This is a genomic window from Cellulophaga sp. BC115SP, from assembly GCF_009905545.1.
Classification (GTDB): domain Bacteria; phylum Bacteroidota; class Bacteroidia; order Cytophagales; family Spirosomataceae; genus Flectobacillus; species Flectobacillus rivi.
Genome location: NZ_JAAALB010000009.1, coordinates 14,452 through 34,082 on the forward strand (window position 1 = coordinate 14,452; position 19,631 = coordinate 34,082).

Consider the following 19,631-nt stretch of genomic DNA (forward strand, 5'->3'; position numbering starts at 1 on the left):
AGGCAAATTTTCTTTCTACTAAAGCAAAATAGAATATATTACCTACTTTAAAAATGATTTTCGACAGAAAATTTTCTAAAATTTAAACAGCTTAAATATGATAACTATATTTTGTATATCACCTTAGCACTTTATTCTTCAATTCTTGTATAAAAGTTCATGAACTCTGATAACATCATACAATCTCTTGTAAAAATATAGAATTTTTTAAAGGAGTATTAGAATTAATTTTGACTTTCTTCCAATGTTTCTGTATCAAATTAGTTTGCGACAAAGACATCGGAAAGATTGTTATCTTGAATCTAATTGTATTTTCATGAAATATCTTACCTTTTCTCGGCTGGTATTAGCTTTTGTACCATTTACCTCTTTGGCTCAACTAGTTGATAAAACTCCTGCTCCTGTACCAGTTGTTCCTAGTGTTTACCAAGCCCAACCTTACGAAGACCCTCTGATAAATGGCATTAATCGAGAGCCCTCACGTGCCACAGCTTACTCGTATGCTACGGTCGACGATGCAATCCAAAAACCTCGTGAGCAAAGTGGTCGTTATATGTCACTCAATGGTGATTGGGACTTTGCTTTTGCTCTAAAACCTGGCGACGAACCTCAGGATTTTTACCAACAAAAAGTACAAGGTTGGAAAAAAATACCAGTACCTTCTTCTTGGGAAATGCAGGGTTATGACAAACCTATTTATAAAAGTGCCGTATATCCATTTCGTCCTGTCAACCCACCTTTTGTACCCAAAGACTATAATGGTGTAGGCTGTTACCAGCGAAGTTTTACTGTTCCTGCTTCTTGGAAGGGGCAAACGATCAATCTACATTTTGGAGGAGTAAGTTCGGCCTATAAAGTTTGGCTCAATGGCAAGTTTGTAGGATATGCCGAAGATTCATTTCTCTCTTCTGAATTCAACATTACTCCCTACTTGAAAGAAGGGGAAAATATTCTTTCCGTTTGGGTAATACGCTGGAGCGATGGCTCTTTCCTGGAAGATCAAGACCAATGGCGTATGAGTGGTATTCATCGTGAAGTTTTTTTACACGCCGAACCAAGCCTTCGTACTGCCGATTTCTTTTATCAAACCAAATTAGGGAAAGACTCCAAAGAAGCTCTTTTTAGTCTTCGTCCTCGTATTGATAATTTTACAGGAAAACCTATTTCGAAAAAGACGCTCATCAAAGCACAACTTTATGATAAAAAAAATGCACCAGTCTGGACAGATCCACTTTCTTGTACTGTCGAAAGTATTGTCAATGAAGTATATCCACGTTTGGACAATGCCAAATTTGGTATTTTGGAAAGTAAAGTAAACCAACCTCATCTTTGGAGTGACGAAGATCCCTATCTCTATACTTTAGTGATGTCGCTGGAGGATAGTACAGGTGCGATTTTGGAGGCGAAAAGTTGTAAAGTAGGATTTCGCTCAATTGATTTTTCTCCTAAAAATAGCAAATTATTAATCAATGGTCGTGAAACCTATTTATATGGTGTAAACCGACCAGACCACCATCCTACGAAAGGGAAAGCCCTATCAAGAGAAGACATACTAGCTGACATTCAGACTATTAAGAAATTTAATTTCAATTGTATTCGTGCTAGTCACTACCCTAGCGACCCGTATCTGTATGAACTTTGTGACGAATATGGCATTTTTGTGATTGACGAAGCCAATCTAGAAACACATGGTTTGGGTGGTAAACTCAGCAATGACCCTGCTTGGACTGGTGCGTATCTGGAGCGAAGTAATCGCATGGCAATGCGCGACAAAAATCACCCTTCTATAATTTTCTGGAGTTTAGGAAACGAAGCTGGTCGTGGTCCCAACCATGCAGCGATGGCAGCTTGGTTGCATGATTTTGATATTACTCGCCCTGTGCACTATGAGCCAGCTATGGGAAGTCCCAAATTGGAAGGCTATATGGATCCGAAAGACCCACGTTACCTCAAACCCAACGATCACTCGCATCGAACACAAAACCCTCTTGACCAGTATTATGTAGATATGGTCAGTCGAATGTACCCAGGCATCTACACACCAGAACTTTTGGCAAATCAGCCTAATGGCGATACACGACCAATTTTCTTTTGTGAGTATGCACATGCGATGGGAAATAGTGCTGGTAATTTACAGGAATTTTGGGATGTATTCCGTAAAACCCCTCGTGTGATTGGTGGCTGTATCTGGGAGTTTAAAGACCAAGGACTCGTAAAAACGGATTCTTTAGGTAAGCCTTATTATGCTTATGGTGGAGATTTTGGAGAAAAATATTTCGATAATTTTACGATAAAAGGTGTAGTAAATGCCGATGGAAGCCCCAAATCTGCCATGTTTGAGGCGAAAAGAGTTTTTCAGGGAATAGAAGTAACTTGGCGTAATTTGAAGGAAAAGCAAATTCAAATTCTTAATCGACACGCCAGTCGAAATGCATCCTATTATGATATGCAGTTACAAGTTTTTGAAGATGGTTATTTAGTAAAAACGGTGGCATTGTCAAAGTTAAATCTAGAAGCAGGTAGTTCTTCTCAAATGAATATCGCTCCGTATTTGCCATCCTTAAAACCTGAGACAGAATATCATATTCAGATTTCATTCTTATTGCCAGAAACCTTGCCTTGGGCTACTAAGGGTTATGTAGTCGCTAGTAATCAACTAGAAATCAAAGCTACTACAAAAAATATTGCTTCGAGCAACTCAAAAGCCAATCTCAAAATAGAAGAGAATTCCCAACAAATAATTGTTTCAGATAAGAGCTATAAAATCAGTTTCTCAAAAGAATCTGGTGCCTTAAATTCCTATTTACTCAATGGGAAAGAGCAAATTTTCGCCCCACTACTCCCCCATTTCTCTCGTCCATTAACCGACAATGACCGTCGTGGTTGGAAACCTCAGCGTAAAATGAAAGAATGGTATAACGTCCAATTGAAGGTAAAAGACCTAAAAACTGAAAAGTCGGATAAAGGCGTTTTAGTCACAACAAACTACAGTCTTGTAGGAGATAGTGCGAGTGTCAACATTCAATATCTCATTAACGCACAAGGTGTTATAAAAGTAACTTATCACTTTACTCCTCGTTACAAATTACCAAATCTACCAAAAGTTGGTATGCAAATGGGGGTTCGTCGTGAGTTTGAGCAAATTACATGGTTTGGTCGTGGCCCTATGGAAAACTATACCGATAAGCGCCAAGGGATGGATGTGGGTATCTATTCTCAACCTATTCAGGAGTTCATGGAAAATTATGTGGTACCGCAAGAAAATGGCAATCGTACCGATGTAAGATGGATGTTTTTGGGAAATAAGCAACAAACGGGTCTGTTGGTTACTGCCGACAGCCTGTTGAGTATGAGTGCTTGGCCATACACCGAAGCCAATATTCAAGCAGCTAAGCATACCTACAAATTGCAAGATGCAGGCTATATTACGCTCAACATCGACCTTGTGCAAATGGGTGTAGGAGGCAACGATTCATGGAGTGACGTCGCTGCTCCGCTGGAACAGCATCAGATTCCATCCAAAAATTATAGCTATTCATTCTATCTAAAACCAATGAGCTTGGGTAAAGAAAGTATTACGAATGTAAAAAAGAAGATAGTTTTTTAATGCAAACAATTTAACTGATGCAGTTAGAAAACTGAGGAAAAAATTAGTCCACGACTGAGTCTTGAACTAGTGATTGCATGGCAAGTCATTTTTTATTTTCCCTATAGATAAAAACTAAAAATTGCGAGATTATCGGATAATCTCGCAATTTTTAGTATTCAAATAATATTGATGCTAGTTTTGCCTTATGGATTCTATCTCCTACCACGAAAAAACTCGAAAATTTGGTCGGCTCGTCAGCGGTGAAAATGACCAAGGTATCGAGCTAATAATCAGTAAAAGTGCGATGCCAAACCAAAAGAACATAGTACTATGTTTTCTATAATCGCCGTCTTGCTTTTTGACTTTCGACGAACCAATTGTTAGTATAATTACAGCCGAAATCATGACTGTAATGTGTTCCATTCCAAAAAAGCGAATCTGTCGCTCATGCACTGCCTTTCCAAAATTATTCCAGAAATAACTAACAATCGGGCTTACGGCATACAAAACTACGCCGATTGTTAGTTGAATATGTGCTGAGATTACAGTTAATAGCCGAAGTTGATCATCTTTTCTTGAAAAAACCAGTTTGTCTTTTTTTCCAATATACGTACGAAAAACACTAGTTATTAAAGTTACTAGCACCACCCATCTCCAAAACGAATGAAAAGCCAAAAGAAAGGAATAAAGCATAATTTGAGCATTTATAAATATTAATAAAGTACAAAATTCGAAGAAAAATATTGAACATAACTAATAAGAATCAGGGTTTATTCCCAGATATATCAGTATATCCATTTGCTAGATTAAAAATGCTGGATTATCTTTGTCCAGAAAATTTAGACCAAAATTTTGAAGAAACAATACAACATAGCGGCTTTGCTTCTTGCTATTCTCCTGTTTATCAGGATGATGGCAGTACCATTGGTGTATGTTGATTACAATCTTCGTAAAGACTACATTATCAAAAATCTTTGTGAGAATCGTTTTAGACCCGACATGCACTGTGATGGTAAATGTTATTTGGCTAAACGTGTGGCAGCTGCTGACCAAAAAGAGACTTCAGAAAAAGGAATGGCTTTTGCCAGAATTCTCCTTGAAATTCCATGTATTGTACCTATAATTAATCATAATTTAGTACTCACAAATGATATTATTGAGATAAAAAAGAAACACTCTTTTCCTATCTACAGCAATAATTACACTTCTATCTATTTCAATTTTCTCCTCAAACCACCGACCGTGGCTTAATTCCTCATTTTATTGGATTTTCGGTAGTACTGCATGGCATCAATCTATGGAGTGATAGTACTGTATGAAGGATTTTCTGCTATTTCAGATTTGGGATTGCGGATTTCGGAAATAAGGTTAATTACCTTTATTTTTTAAGAAATGTAAAAGATTACACTTCCGAAATCCAACTTCCGAAATCCGAAATAAACGGTATCTGTTTTCGGAAAAATATGCCCCTCGTGCTATTGATCTTTCCAAATAAAAATCAGGTAAGATAAAATCCTACCTGATTCAACTTTCCATTTTCATACTAAGACATTTCGTTGCATTTGCTGAAAAACCAGCAAATAGGCACGAGTATGCCTTTAGTACTTTTTTCCAATTTTAAAGTTAAAACATTATTATGTATTTTTTACGTATCCTGTCGGTTATGCTATTCAGCACAATCGCATTCATCACTAATGCCCAAATCACAGGGAAAGTTTTTGACAGCGTTACTCATGAACCTTTAATCGGTGCTAATATTGAAGCAAATGGTGCTGGCACAGTTACTAATCAACAAGGTCAGTTTAGTTTAAAAAGTAGTCCAGCTAGTGTAACTGTATCTTTTGTTGGTTATAAAAAAACAACGATTTCCACGGCTAATCAAAAGAATATATCAGTTTCGCTAGAACAAGAAATACATGACTTACAACAAGTTATAGTTACTGCAAACCGTGAGGCAAGTTTACGAACCGAAGCCCCTATTGCCATTAGCAAATTAACACCGAAGCAAATAGAGGAAGCAAAACCTACGGCGATTTATGAAGTGGTGAACAAAACGCCAGGTGTTTTGATGGTAAACTTAGGTAATGAACAACATTCTATGTCGATTCGCCAGCCTATGACTACTAACGCCTATTATTTGTACATGGAGGATGGTGTTCCTATTCGTCCAATGGGTGTCTTTAATCATAACTCACTGTTGGAAATGAACCAGTTTACAGTAAGTTCAATCGAAGTCGTAAAAGGCCCTGTATCTTCTATATACGGACCAGAGGCTGTTGGTGGAGCTGTAAATTTTATCTCACAAAGACCTACTGCAGTACCAACCGCACGTGCTGGCCTTCAGTTTGACCAATGGGGATTCCGACGTGTACAATACGGTGCTGGCGCAACAATTGGCAAGTTGGGTGTGTACATAGGAGGATTGGTATCAGACCAAACTAACTCTTGGATGACAAGCTCTGACTACACTAAAAATGCCCAATACGCTCGTTTGGAATATCAAATCAATCCGAAAGCTCGCTTGATTTATACTTTATCGTATGCCAAATATAATTCGCAAACGAGCGGCAGTGTCGATAGTGTAGCGTTCTATAATCGCCAATATGTAAGTACTACAGATTTTACCTATCGTAAAGCGTACTCACTACGCACTAGATTGACTTTTGAAAAAGATTGGGCAAAAGGTTCTCAAACATACATAACCGTTTTTGGGAGAGACAATGAACATGGTCAAAATCCAAGTTATGGTATTCGCTGGACTTCGGGAGCTACTACCGCAAGAGGCGAAATCAACTCTAATAATTTTAGAAGTTTGGGCTTGATTACGCAACACACTCAGAAATTTGATTTTCTTAATTCAAAACTAATCGCAGGAGCAAGTATCGACTATTCTCCAAATGACTACTGGTCATATCAAATCGACTTAGCAGCCAAATTGAGAGCAGATGGAAAATCAGTAGAGAAATATACCATTACAAAGGAGCGTCCAGATATTAAAATTGCAGATTATAACGCAAAAATCTATAATACAGCGGCCTACTTACAATATGACTTTGAACCAATTCAAAAATTGCATGTGTCGGCAGGATTGCGCTATGACAATATGACCTTTGATTACGTAAACAATTTGGACATCGATAAAACCACTGGCTTAGGCATTGGGGGTGGTAAAACCTATACCAATGTAACGCCTAAATTGGGATTAACTTATGACCTTGGCAATAGCAAAGGAGTTTATTTCAACTACTCGCAAGGCTTTGCACCTTCTGGCTTAACGGCTATTTTCCGCAAAAGACCAACTCCTGCTGCAAACGGCGATTTGTTTTACTACAACCTTATTCCTGCAACATTCACCAATACTGAAGTTGGTGGTTGGGCTTCGTTGTTCAAAAACAAAGTATATATCGACGCCTCGATTTACCAAATGGACGGACGCAACGAATTGTTGAGTATTCGTCAACCTGATAATTCAACTGACTATCAGGCAGCAGGTAAAACCGAACACAAAGGAATAGAATTGGGTATCACCTACCGCCCTAGCAAAGACTTATCTATTCGTGGTGGTGGAACTTACTCCATGCACCGCTTTATCGAATTTACGTTGAGCCAAAAAGCTACAGATGCGATCAAAGATGTAAACGGAATGGATATGCCTTCGGCACCCCGTTGGATGTGGAATACCGAGGTTAGTTACTATCCTACGTGGTTTAAGGGCTTAAGAACCGCTTTAGAATGGCAACATGTTGGACAATGGTATCAAAACCAAATCAATACCGTGACTTACGGTGGATATGATTTAGTCAACTTCCGTGTTGGTTATCGTTGGAAAGGCTTTGAGGTATTCACCAACATCATGAATGCCACTGATGCACTTTATGCCACCAATGCTACAAGAGGTAACGCTTCTACCGACCGTACTACCTTCACTCCTGCGGCACCACGTACTTTTGTGATGGGAATTCAATACAGTTTTATCGGAAAATAATTCATAAAGTGTTTGGTTACAGCGGATAAACTTGTAACCAAACATTTTCTCAATCTAAGAAAAAATGTCACAATCAATAACTTCAGATTTTGAGGGTAAAAACTCAAAAAGTCAAAAGACTGGATTCAAAAAATGGATTCAACGCAATATGTACCGTTGGCATCGTATTATTGGAATCATAGCGCTTGTTCCAACCATATTTTGGACAGCTTCGGGCGTAATGCATCCGTTTATGTCTCATTGGTTTAAAACCAAAATTGCCAATGAATTTTACAAAGCTGAAACTACTAAACAAGACGAGGTAAAACTAACCGCTGGACAAGCTCTCACACAAAACCAAATTACTTCTTTCAAAAATATTCGTTTCGTCAAGTTTAATCAGAAAAGTTATTATCAAGTAAAGAATTTAAAAGGTAATTTATTGTATTTCAATACAATAAATGGAAAGTCATTGCCAAATGGCGATATATTATTTGCAGAGCAGATTGCACGTTTTATGTTGGCAGACTCTACAAGCAAAATAAAAAGTATTGAAAAACTAACGGAGTTTACCGAAGAATACCCTTACGTAAACCGAATTTTACCAGCCTACAAAGTATCCTTTGATAGACCAGACAAAATGGATCTTTATGTAGAAACGGAACAAAGTCGCTTTATCGTTTTTAACGATGCTAAAAGAAAAGTTTTTATCAAAATCTTCGATATTTTCCACAACTGGGATTTTCTGAATGCTATTAGTAACAATACCATTCGAATCATTGTGATGATGATTTTTTTAACAATAATCATTGCGTCAGCTGTAGGTGGTTTGGTAATTTATGGCTTTATGTGGGGTAAATTTAAGCCAGCAAAAAAGGAAAATCAGGTAAGTATATTTAGAAAATACCACCGTTCTATTGGACTCTGGACTAGTTTTGTCACTTTTACTTTCGCCTTTTCAGGAATCTATCATGCAACAAGGAAATTTACACCCGATGAAAGACTGAAATACGTAAGCGAACCAATCATGCAGACAAAAGCGATAGCCCAAGATTCATTAGTGAACTTAAAAGGCGTCAGTAATATCTCTTTGGTAAAAATGAATGAACAGATTTATTGGCAACTCATCAAAAAGAACTGGGAGACCAAAGAAACGAGCTTTGAATATCTCACCGTTAATGAGCATAAACCATTGAAGGATGGTTTTAAAGTCTATGCCGAATATCTTGCTAATCAATTCTCAAATCGTGAGGCAAAAGGTGGTGAAGAATGCTGTGAAATGATGGATAACAAATCGTCTATGTCCTTGAGCGAGGCAGGTTTGAAGGAGGTCAAAATTATCACTAAATTTGCAGGGGAATACGGCTTTGTCAACAAAAGATTACCTGTTGTAAAATTAGCATACAACACGCCAGAGCACACCACTTATTATATTGAACCTGCCACCAATCGTTTAGCAGCCAAAGTGACCGATGCTGACCGCCGTGAAGGATTTTCATTTGCTTTCTTACACAAATACAATGGTTTAGAAAGCCTAGGAAAAGATATTAGAGATGGCGTTATGACTTTAGCAGCCTTTGGAGTACTGGTGGTAAGTATTTTTGGTCTTGCCATTTTTATTAAAACTAAATAATTTTCATTTATCGGCTATCTGTTGACTGGTAGCCGATTTTTATGGACATCAACAATCATGCGTATTTATCGAAATATTTATAGTGTTCACAAATGGTTTGGCTTAGTAACTGGTATTTTCTTATTACTCTTAGGCGTAAGTGGCTCACTATTAGTCTTCAAAGACGAGCTAGAGCACTTTCTAGATCATGAATCTACAAAGGTAGTTCCTACAGGTAAACCTCTTTCTTTAGATACTCTTTATCAGATAATTGTCAAAGAATATCCTCGATTAGATGGGGCGTCATGGATAAACCCTGTGGCTTCGCCAGATGAATCGTATAAGTTTCGTTTATATCTGAACGATGCCAAATTGATGACTTATGATTTGGGAGGACTGAATATCAACCAATACACGGGAAAAATCATCCGAACAGGGCGAAGCGATACTTTTGTAACAGGGTTGATGGATTGGCTATTTCAATTTCATTTTTCTTTCCATTTAGGAATGCCAGGAGCAGCGCTAACAGCCATTATGGGGATTTGTATGCTTATTTCGATTATTACGGGCTTGATTGTTTACCGAAAATTTATTTGGAAAGTACTCACTTTCAAAGTGCAAATCAAAACCAAAAACTGGCGTACTATTTCCTCGGATTTACATCGAATTGTGGGCGTTTGGGCCTTGCTTTTCAATATAGTCGTGTTTTTCACAGGCTTTTGGATGAATTTATTTGCTTTTGAAACAGAAAAGTGGAAGGTAGAAAAGGAATTAGCTCCCGAAAATACCCTTGTAAAAGTTTCAATCGACAAGATGTATCATGAAGCCCGACTAAAAATGCCAGATTTAGTCCCTAATTATGTGTATTTCCCAACACAACCCGAAAAGAAATTTAATGTTAGAGGAAATATCGCTGGGCAAAATGCCTTATTTGCTGGTGGTAATTTTATAAAATTTGACGCTCAAACAGGTCAATTTAGTAGTATGGGACGGTTTGAAGAGATGGAATTTTGGGACAAAATCGAAGCACTATTTTATCCACTCCATGTAGGCAACTACGGAGGTATTTTACTCAAAATACTTTATGTTATTCTAGGACTCAGCCCCGCCCTATTGTCAATTACAGGATTTTTGCTGTGGTGGAGAAAGATGAAAATGTGATTAGCTTTATTTTCGAAAACCATCGAACATAGCTCTTAGAATTACCAATATTATGGAAATTAACAAACCAATAAAAACTGAAGAAGAGTATGAGTCTGCATTAAAAAAAATGGAGACTATTTTTCACGCTAAGCCTAATACAAAGGAGGGGGATTTACTTGAGTTATTATCAATTTTAGTGCATGAATACGAGCTAAAGCATCATAAAATTGAAGCACTATCTCCTATAGAAGCGCTAAAATTCGAAATGGAGGAAAAAGGGTTAAATCAAATCAGCTTAGCAAAGCAAATAGGAATGAGTAAAAGTAGTATATCCGAAATACTTAATGGTAAGAAGCCAATGAGTGTACGATTTATGAAATACCTCCATCAACATCTTGGTATTCCAGCACATATCTTACTCTCCTAGAGTGAGATGAGTAAATTGAGATTGATTGGATAAGTGATTGTATTAGCATTGCGTCTCTACGGAAAAAATACATATTAAACCACTCATCCACTCAATCATAACTCACTAAATCTTAACCGTCAAAGACAGTTGTACATTACGTCCATCCGAAGGCCAAATGCCTGGACCAGGATAGAATAGCGGTCTTTTAGTAAAATAATGCTCGTTTGTAATATTATTGATATTCATCTTCAACTGAATCATGTCGCTTAGTCTCAAAGCTGCATTCAAATCAAGAATTCCATACGATGGGACCAAACCAATAGCTCCACTTGCATTTGGCGTGCGGGTATTTAGGGCATCGGCGAATGTCTCAGAAGTATAGCTATACAAAAGCGTTGAGCTAATAGCCCCTATGTTGAAAGTTAGACCATTGCGTGTAATTACCGTAGGAACACTCTCAATCTTATTGCCTACCACAGAAATATTTGTATTACCCGTTTTCACCTCTCCCGAAACATATTTTCCATCCATGAATGAGGTCGAAGTGAAGATTGAGAGAGACGATTTTTTACTCAAATTCCAATCCCCTTGAATAAAAATCTCCAAGCCTTTTGTCTCAGAATTTCCAATATTAGTTCGATAAGTAATAAATGTACCTGTCTCATCTGTTATTCCTAGCGTTCCAAAACGATTATCATATCTCAACAAAAATCCTGTCACATCCCATCTCAAAAAGCCTTTTCTACCTCTATAGCCCAACTCCACATTATACCCTTTGGCATCCTTGATATTTTGATCGACTTTCTCATAAATAGAACTTGGTACCAGGTCTTTAAAAATCATTGGTCTGTACATTTGCGAGAATCCTCCATATACTTCACCTAATAAACTTGGCTTGTAGCTAAAGCTTGCTCCCAGCAAAGGATATTGGTGCTTGATAGATACAGGAATTTTATTTTCTGGATAATAGGTAATCGTACCACTCATACGGCTCTCTCCCATTTCAACCCGTGCCCCTGCATTCACTTTCAGATTTTTCAGAACATAAAAACTATTTTCTGCATAAATAGCTATGTTATTGGTAGCAAAATGCAAGTCTCTTCCCCAAACGGGATCAACTAAAGTTAAGTCATAATCATCGCCAGTTGTGCCCTTGCCCAATTGCGTACGATGCAAATCGTTGGTCATTACCTGAACACCACTTGCCAAATTGCTTTCCATTTGACCTATTTTGTAATGACTCAATACACGCAACTCATTGGTAAAACTATTAAAACGGTCAATATCTACCTGACGATTAGCGTATTGTAGAGTCGCACGGTTTAGTGTATCCTGAATGGTCGCTAGTTTATCAAACATCACGCTATTTCTCGTTCCAATAACTGCCGAAGAAGTAAACTCTACAGTGGTATTAGCACTCAAACGATAAGTTGCTCTAAACGACGGGACATTAATTGTAGGGCTAAAATAGTTGCGACTACGAGTTGCCTGAGTCGGATCAGTTGCAAACATTGCATCCGTTAATGGCCCTGGAATACGGTATAAATAGCTGGAACGTGCCCATTCCAAACGAAAATTCCATTTTTCGTTTGGTGCAAACTGTACCACAGCCCCCTGAGCATTCATGTTGGTATGCTCATAATCACGATATCCGTCTCGTGATTTTTGAAGAAAATAAGTATAGTATTTCCATTTTTTAAGCGTTCCTCCCAACGATACATAATTGCTCAGAAGATTATACGAGCCTGCTGTCGAAATAGCTTCTAATTCAATGGCTTTATGATCACTAGCTTGCTTACTCACATAGTTGAGCATCCCGCCAAACTGTGCGCCATATTGCAAAGCACCCGTTCCACGAACCAATTCAATACGTTCTACACTTTCCATGGGCACACTGTAATGGCTTGCAGGATAGGCATACATATCCGAATTGGTAATAACGCCATCTTTACGAATATTGAACTCCCAACCTCGGTGTGGGTCGAGTCCACGCGTCGAAATATTGACCTGATTCCCCGTTCCATCCATATCATACACAAATACACCAGGGACTTTGGCAAAAATCTGACGACCTGTTTTGTCGGTAATACTGGCGTTCAATTTTGATACGTTTAGGACTTCGTTTTTCTTACCTTCCATGATATACGTACCAGTAATTCCAGAAAGGCGTCCTATGTCCTCGTGAAGACTTTTTCCTTCTACTGTAATAGTTTGTAACTCTTTAGATTTAGTAGAATCAGCCGTTTGAGCATTGGTTTTTATAGCCCAACATGATATAAATAATGTAGTTGTAAAATATTTTAAATTCATTTCTTCTCTTCAAAACGTAATAGTTCACTTATTAGATAAAAGCATAACTCTCGGCTCAATTTATGAGTCGAGAATTAAATAAAATTTCATATTAATTATTTTGTATTTAATTAATCTATAAATACTGAAAATATCTTATACAAAACCTTAATTATAAGATTTATATATAATTAAACTAACATGATTTATATATTAAAAATACAAATTAATTATAAGTATAACTAAAAACACGGAGGTTTGAGAAGTTTCAAATAGTAGAAAAAATGATACAAAGTAGAATAATAAAAGGTTTTTTTTGTATAAATAAAGGAAGCACTTTTAGATAAGGAAACAGTAGAAAAGGTAATGTTAGGTAAATATTCTACTACTAAGTTTTTACAGAGTTCTAATGCTTTTTGGATTGGACTAGAAGTTGGTGTTTGTCCATTTCCCAATTTAACTTCTTGCACAATTTGTTTAATTTTTTGAGTGGCTTTTTCATTCAATTGTAATACAGTAATCAAGCTATCATTTCTGTAGATTTTTTCCACTACACTATAAAACTTTCCATCGTGCTCTACCAAGGCTCTTCCTTCTACCCTATTATGAAAGTCAAAAGTATAAGGCAAAATCATTGGCATACCAACTTCTATTCGTTCAGAAACAACATCTTCCTGTTCAATTTGTGGCGTTTCATGAACCATCAACAAAGCAATACTTTTACTAAAAATAGAATTTAGTAATAATACCAACAGAAATATGCTTGTGAGTGCTCTCAATATTTTTATAGAAATTTTAACAAAAATAACATTTTAAACAATCTTCACCAATGATTCAAATCATTAACTTTTCTATTTTCAAAGTGTTCGTTATATTTGTACAAATATAACGAATATGGAATGAAAAAGCTTAAATGGTTCGTATTTGCGAGTTCGATACTTATAATACTGATGGCTTTTGTCTCGACAGAGCTCATTCCGAGAGGCGAATATCTGTTAGAATATCCCAAAAACTTTGGAAATAGATTTTCTATTCCAAGCGATAACCCAATGCAAAAAGAAGTGGTCTACCTAGGACGAATGCTGTTCTATGAGCCACTTTTATCTGCCAATAACCAAATTTCATGTGCCAGTTGTCATCAACAGAAATTAGCATTTACTGATGGAAAAACTCTGAGTGTTGGCGTCAGTGGAAAAACCACCAAACGCAATAGTATGTCACTCGCCAATTTGCTTTGGGTTCGGCAATTATTTTGGGATGGTAGATCATCAAGCTTGGAAGAACAAGCCATGGGACCACTTACGCATCCTGATGAAATGGCTCAAAGTCTAGCTGTCTCATGCCAAAAACTTGAAAAGACTAAGTTGTATCCAGCACTATTTTTAGAGGTTTTTCATACAAAAAAGATTACACCCGAACTCATTACAAAATCTATTGCTCAATTTGAAAGAACCCTTATTTCAGCCAATGCCAAATATGACCAATATTTGGCAGGAACAACATCACTTAACTCTCATGAATCCAATGGATTAAAACTATTTTCTAGCTTACCTCAACCTGAAAATGGCATTCGTGGCGCTGGCTGTGTACAGTGCCACGGGGGCGCCAAAACCTATATCGAATTATTCCATAATAATGGTCTTCCGATTGATGAAAGAGATTTGGGGCGTTTTGAAATTACACAAAACACCATTGATAAGGCAAGGTTCAGAGTTCCAACTTTGAGGAATATTGCCCTCACAGCACCCTATATGCACGATGGCAGATTTAAAACACTGGAAAATGTGCTCGACCATTATAATGAGCATATCGAGAATGTTCCGAATTTAAGTCCTTTTTTGAAAAATAATACGAACGAAAATAACGGAAAAAGTCTTGCATTAACGGTTCAGGAAAAACAAGATATTATTGCCTTTTTACATACACTCACCGATTCAAGCTTTATTCAAAATCCCGCTTTTGCGAATCCTCATAAAACACCAAATCCATGAAAAAATCATTATTTATCCTATTTTCAGTACTACTCTCCTACTCTATTTCTGCCCAAAAATTAAGAATTTTCGGGGAAGTACAGCAAGAAATCAACCTCGATGCACAAGCGTTGAGTAAATACCCTTCTGTTAATTTTGAAGCAAAAGACAAAGACCAAAGCAAAACTTATAGCGCCGTGGGTGTTTATGAGCTATTCAAAGTCGCTGGCGTTACATTGGGAAATCAATTACGAGGTGAAAGTCTATCAAAATACGTCGTTGCAAAGGCTTCTGATGGCTATGAAGTGGTTTTTGCCTTAACCGAGTTTGACCCTGAGTTCACTGATTCACCTATTTTAATTGCACCCAACGAAGGGACTTTTAGATTGATTGTTCCAAAAGAAAAACGCCGAGCCAGATGGATTCGAGAATTGGCTTCTCTAGAGATAAAATTCTCTAAGTAACAAGAAGTTATTGGTTAATAGTATATCAGTTATTGGATTGAACTCATAATCAGATGGATACTATCAAAAGGCACTACTAATTTAGTCTTTCATACTGCTTATACAATTCTCTGCTTTTTTTGCTCAAAAAGAAATCGGTACCACAAACGGTACCGATTCTACAAAATCAATCATTAGTTTATAAATTTCTCCAAGGCTACTCGCCAAGCTTCTAATTCTGGTTTGCCTGGTTTTCTTTTTCCAAAAATCAAGGCAATTTGTTGGAAATTTTCATCAAATAATTCCAAACTTGTAACTATGCCATCGTTGGTTGGTTTCTTCACGAGCCAAGCTTCAGCAATATGATCTTCACGCAAATGTAGGTTGAATTGTGGATCCAGTACATTGAACCAAGGTCCCATAGATACCAACTTTTGCACCAAGCCTGTATGAATTTGAATACAGCCTTTGCTCGACACAAAAATCATAATTTCGGTATTAGTACTTGATACTTCTTCTAGCACCTGTTTTACTTGCTCTACCGAAACTTTTTGTGCGTATCCTTCAGGTGCATAAGCCAAAGCTTGCTGACGATTTACCCCAAATTTTTGTAATAAAGGAAAAAACTGGTGGGTATCTTCCAATTTTAACCAAGCTTCCTGAAATGCCTCAACATCCAAATCAGGATTAGCTGGCGGAGCCGTAAATTCAATTTCAGGAATTACCTCCAACAATTCTGATTGTTCAGTATCCCGAAAAGTAGAAACAATGTCTTGGTATGCCGTTACATTGCTACTTTCTTGCAAAAAGATTTTATGAACAGCATTTCCATTTTCATCAAAAAACTGAAAACTTTTATTTTGAGACTCAACAGCAAAACCAAATTTCCAATGGCTCATAAACAAACGTAGGTCGATATCTTCGCCTAGTACCAACCCAACGTGGTTGTTGAATGAGACCTTTTCGTATTTTCCTTTGCGTTCGTGCACACAGCTTTCGTTACGAGTCAGCGCCATCACATATCCCAACGAAGGAATTTGTTTCATCAACTCTCTAAAATCACCACTCAGTCGTACCACACCTTCACCAATAGAGGTGGCTAGCAGTTCTGCCTCTGAAACACCTAATTGTTTGGCGGCATCTCTTATTCTAACTTTAGGATTTTCGTTTTGAAAATTTTGATATATCTCTTTGAGAGAAAGGGTTACACTTGACATATCCTTGCTGTTTTATGATAAATATTTTCTTGAAATGGAATAATAAAGGGATAATCCAATTGGCTATCCTGAAATAATTTTACTTGAATCCCAAAGGTTTCATGTATAGCATCGGGTTGTAAAACCTTTTGTGTGACGCCGTAATCCACGATTTTTCCTTTTTTGAGTAATAGCACCGAATCTGCAAATTGCATCGCCAAGTTCAAATCGTGAAGAATCGCCACTACGCAAAAACCTTTATGCGTTAACTCTTTTACGGTTGTCAATAATTGTTGTTGATGAAATAAATCCAAACCTGTTACAGGCTCGTCCAAAAACAGATATTTGGGTTGCTCTGACCTGTAATTTTTATCAAATAACGATTCGTAGTCGAGCAATTGCGCCATGACTTTTGCCAAATACACACGTTGTTGCTCGCCTCCTGATAATGTATGCACAGTACGATTGGCAAGATGGGCGATACCTGTTTGGTTTAAACAATATTCCACAATAGCTCGATCTTGGGCGTTGGGTCGAGAAGTAAAATGCGGGTACCGACCCATCATTACCAAATCATCCACTTTGAATTCAAATGCTAGGGTATTTTGTTGTGCTAATACCGCTCTTATCTGGGCTAGTTCATCCGAGCGATAAGTATTTAGATTACGATATGCCAATCTAACTTTACCTTCTTGATAAGGCAATTCTTTACTCAATACTTTCAGTAAAGTAGATTTTCCAGCGCCATTAGCACCCATGATTGCCAAGAGTTTTCCACTAGAAAAGTTAAAACTCACCTGACTCAAGAGTTGTCTTTTGTTAATGCTATAATTGATATTTTGAACTTCAATCATGTTGTAAAGGGTTTGGGCAAACAGGTATCGGCTTTCGGCAGTGGGCTTTTGGAAAAAGCATGTCTTTGGTTATTAAAACATTCTAACACTCTTTGCCTTGTGCCTGTTGCCTAAACAATCTAATTCTGCATGAATAATTATTCCTATGACATACGTTGTAGATATTCTGCTGATTACAAGCGTATTCCAATAACTTATATACTATTAACTAATAACTCAATTTCTCCTATCGACGATTTTTGATAAGTATCGCGATAAAACTTGGCGTTCCAACAATGGCGGTGACGATGCCAATAGGCAACTCGGCAGGAGCAACAATAGTCCTTGAAATCAAATCGGCTAAAGTCAATAAAATAGCGCCCATCAACGCCGATGCTGGCAAAACAATTCGATGGTCGGGTCCCACCAGCATTCGGGTGATATGAGGAATAACTAAACCTACAAACCCGATTGTACCACAAAGCGCCACGGAAATTCCAACGCCTAATGTTGTCAATAAAATCAATTGAATTTTCAAACGTTTGGCATTGATTCCTAAATGTTGTGCTTGACCTTCGCCTAAAGCAAAGGCGTTAAGCGATTTTCCCAATCTTGGAATAGCAACCAAAGGCAAGAAACACCCTATTGCGCCTACTTGAAGCGTTTCCCAAGTCGCACCACCCAAACTTCCTAGTCCCCAAAACTGAATACTTCGTAACTGAGCATCGTTTGCCAGATAAGTCAACAAGCCTGTAATAGCTCCACAAAGAGCATTGATGGCGATTCCTGCTAAAAGCATATTAGAAACAGAGGCTTTTCCGTCGACTTTGGATAGTTGATATACTCCGAAAGCGGTTAAACAAGCGCCTATAAATGACATAATAGACATCCCAAACAGACCGAGCATTTGCCATTCACTCAACCAATGAAGTTCTAACACAATCATTGATACTGCAAATAGCGAAGCCCCCGACGAAATACCAATCAGACCCGGGTCGGCTAATGGATTCCGAAAAAGACCTTGAATGGAAGCTCCTGTCATGCCCAATATCGCTCCTATCAAAATCCCCATCAATACCCTAGGCAAGCGAATTACAGTAAGGATTACACTGGCTTGGTCGTCGACAGCACCACTAACGAGTCCTAACTTTTGACCTAAAATATAACAAACATCACGGAATGAAATTGCTACTGCACCCAAGCCTGCTGCCCACAAACTTACAGTGATTAGTACCAATGTCAGACCAAGAAGAATGAGTCCATTTTTGGTAAAAGAGCTAGTTTTTCTTGTCAATAGGGTGTCTACAAACCGTACTTCAGCCGAATTATTCATAGATTTAAAGGTTAATTTTTTTATTCAGCTCCAAAACTGCCAAGCCTACTCTCGGACCAAAACCTGTTAGCATTGCTCCGTCCATGGTGATAAATTGCTTTTTCTTTCCTGCTGTAGTTTGTGCTACGCCAGGAATTTTTAATAATCCTACTGTGCCATCAATGCTTTCTAAACCTGAATCAAATAATAAAATATAATCAGGATTAGCTGCTACTAGCGCTTCGGGAGTGAGTGGTTTGAAATTCTCAAAATCATTGACAGCATTTTGTGCTCCTGCCAATTCTATCAAACTTTTCACAGAAGTACTATTACCTGCCACCGACAACGCTCCCATGCCTCGTGCATAGATAAACAAAACTTTGGGCGGAGATTTAAGTTTTTTAACTTGTTTCAGAGCCACATCAATTTGCTGCTTTAATCGTTGTGCTTCGGCTTTTTTTCCAAAATATGACGCCACTTCATCTATGAGTTTCTTTGTACCTTCTACGGTATAGATTTGGGTAAACATCTGAACTTTTACTCCCGCCGATTTGAATTGCGATTCTACTTCTGGTTTCAGGAAAGAACTTCCCTTTTCATCCTTTGTCCCAATTACAATGGTAGGCTGTAATGCCAAAGTTGCTTCAGCACCTATACCACGGTTGTGTCCTACCTTTGGGAGTTTCTCGATTGAGGCAGGATAATTGGAGGTTACATCTGTGCCAACAATCTGGTTTTGTAAACCTAAGCCAACCAATATCTCTGTAACAGCGCCACTGATAGATACGATTCTTGGTGTTTTTGATTGTGCGAAAAGAGAAATATTGCAAAGCAATAAATACCCTAAAATGAGTTTTTTCATAACCTTTTT

15 protein-coding genes are annotated in these 19,631 nt (G+C 37.7%); 8 read left to right on the plus strand and 7 right to left on the minus strand.

All coding sequences use genetic code 11. The features are described from left to right. Positions 1–316: 316 nt before the first annotated feature. Positions 317–3,607 carry a glycoside hydrolase family 2 TIM barrel-domain containing protein gene (locus GVN22_RS09190; protein ID WP_166550735.1) on the plus strand — a complete coding sequence of 1,097 codons (3,291 nt, stop codon included), beginning with the start codon at positions 317–319 and terminating at the stop codon, positions 3,605–3,607. Positions 3,608–3,808: 201 nt separating this feature from the next. Here GVN22_RS09190 and GVN22_RS09195 read toward each other — a convergent pair whose 3' ends face one another. After that, entirely contained in the window at positions 3,809–4,282 is a 474-nt protein-coding gene (locus tag GVN22_RS09195; RefSeq protein WP_166550736.1) for a hypothetical protein, read from the minus strand. A gap of 159 nt (positions 4,283–4,441) precedes the next feature. On the opposite strand from GVN22_RS09195, the gene GVN22_RS09200 reads away from it, so the two are divergent. The 5 genes from GVN22_RS09200 to GVN22_RS09220 all read left to right on the plus strand — a co-directional run bounded on the left by GVN22_RS09200 (position 4,442) and on the right by GVN22_RS09220 (position 10,735). After that, on the plus strand, positions 4,442–4,840 hold the full coding sequence (locus tag GVN22_RS09200) for a hypothetical protein (protein WP_166550737.1): 399 nt from the start codon (positions 4,442–4,444) through the stop codon (positions 4,838–4,840). 385 nt (positions 4,841–5,225) lie between these two features. Further along, positions 5,226–7,574: a TonB-dependent receptor gene (locus GVN22_RS09205; RefSeq protein ID WP_205690832.1), complete on the plus strand. Its 2,349-nt coding sequence runs from the start codon at positions 5,226–5,228 to the stop codon at positions 7,572–7,574. 64 nt (positions 7,575–7,638) lie between these two features. Then, positions 7,639–9,186, plus strand: coding sequence for a PepSY domain-containing protein (locus GVN22_RS09210; RefSeq protein WP_166550738.1), 1,548 nt, complete (start codon positions 7,639–7,641; stop codon positions 9,184–9,186). A 57-nt stretch (positions 9,187–9,243) separates the two neighbouring features. Continuing rightward, positions 9,244–10,326, plus strand: coding sequence for a PepSY domain-containing protein (locus GVN22_RS09215; protein ID WP_166550739.1), 1,083 nt, complete (start codon positions 9,244–9,246; stop codon positions 10,324–10,326). 52 nt (positions 10,327–10,378) lie between these two features. Then, the gene (locus tag GVN22_RS09220; protein ID WP_166550740.1) at positions 10,379–10,735 is read left to right on the plus strand and encodes a type II toxin-antitoxin system HigA family antitoxin; all 357 of its coding nucleotides are present in this window, start codon (positions 10,379–10,381) and stop codon (positions 10,733–10,735) included. A gap of 105 nt (positions 10,736–10,840) precedes the next feature. Here the strand turns inward: GVN22_RS09220 and GVN22_RS09225 are convergent, their stop codons facing one another. Together GVN22_RS09225 and GVN22_RS09230 are read right to left on the minus strand one after the other, a co-directional pair. Next, positions 10,841–13,027: a TonB-dependent receptor domain-containing protein gene (locus GVN22_RS09225; RefSeq protein WP_166550741.1), complete on the minus strand. Its 2,187-nt coding sequence runs from the start codon at positions 13,025–13,027 to the stop codon at positions 10,841–10,843. Positions 13,028–13,248: 221 nt separating this feature from the next. Next, positions 13,249–13,785, minus strand: coding sequence for a hypothetical protein (locus tag GVN22_RS09230; protein ID WP_166550742.1), 537 nt, complete (start codon positions 13,783–13,785; stop codon positions 13,249–13,251). Positions 13,786–13,905: 120 nt separating this feature from the next. On the opposite strand from GVN22_RS09230, the gene GVN22_RS09235 reads away from it, so the two are divergent. Further along, positions 13,906–14,997, plus strand: coding sequence for a cytochrome-c peroxidase (locus GVN22_RS09235; protein ID WP_166550743.1), 1,092 nt, complete (start codon positions 13,906–13,908; stop codon positions 14,995–14,997). Next, positions 14,994–15,440 (plus strand): molybdopterin-binding protein, encoded by a 447-nt coding sequence (locus GVN22_RS09240; RefSeq protein WP_166550744.1) that lies wholly within the window; start codon positions 14,994–14,996, stop codon positions 15,438–15,440. The genes GVN22_RS09235 and GVN22_RS09240 overlap by 4 nt, the downstream gene beginning before the upstream one ends. Positions 15,441–15,613: 173 nt before the next feature. Here GVN22_RS09240 and GVN22_RS09245 read toward each other — a convergent pair whose 3' ends face one another. The 4 genes from GVN22_RS09245 to GVN22_RS09260 all read right to left on the minus strand — a co-directional run bounded on the left by GVN22_RS09245 (position 15,614) and on the right by GVN22_RS09260 (position 19,622). Next, on the minus strand, positions 15,614–16,636 hold the full coding sequence (locus tag GVN22_RS09245) for a hemin-degrading factor (protein WP_166550745.1): 1,023 nt from the start codon (positions 16,634–16,636) through the stop codon (positions 15,614–15,616). Beyond that, complete coding sequence (locus GVN22_RS09250) at positions 16,624–17,469, minus strand: heme ABC transporter ATP-binding protein (protein ID WP_166550746.1); 846 nt, start codon at positions 17,467–17,469, stop codon at positions 16,624–16,626. Before GVN22_RS09250 ends, GVN22_RS09245 begins: the two co-directional genes overlap by 13 nt. A 226-nt stretch (positions 17,470–17,695) precedes the next feature. Then, positions 17,696–18,781 carry an iron ABC transporter permease gene (locus GVN22_RS09255; RefSeq protein ID WP_166550747.1) on the minus strand — a complete coding sequence of 362 codons (1,086 nt, stop codon included), beginning with the start codon at positions 18,779–18,781 and terminating at the stop codon, positions 17,696–17,698. Positions 18,782–18,785: 4 nt separating this feature from the next. Next, positions 18,786–19,622 (minus strand): hemin ABC transporter substrate-binding protein, encoded by an 837-nt coding sequence (locus GVN22_RS09260; RefSeq protein WP_166550748.1) that lies wholly within the window; start codon positions 19,620–19,622, stop codon positions 18,786–18,788. Between the last annotated feature and the right edge of the window lie 9 nt (positions 19,623–19,631).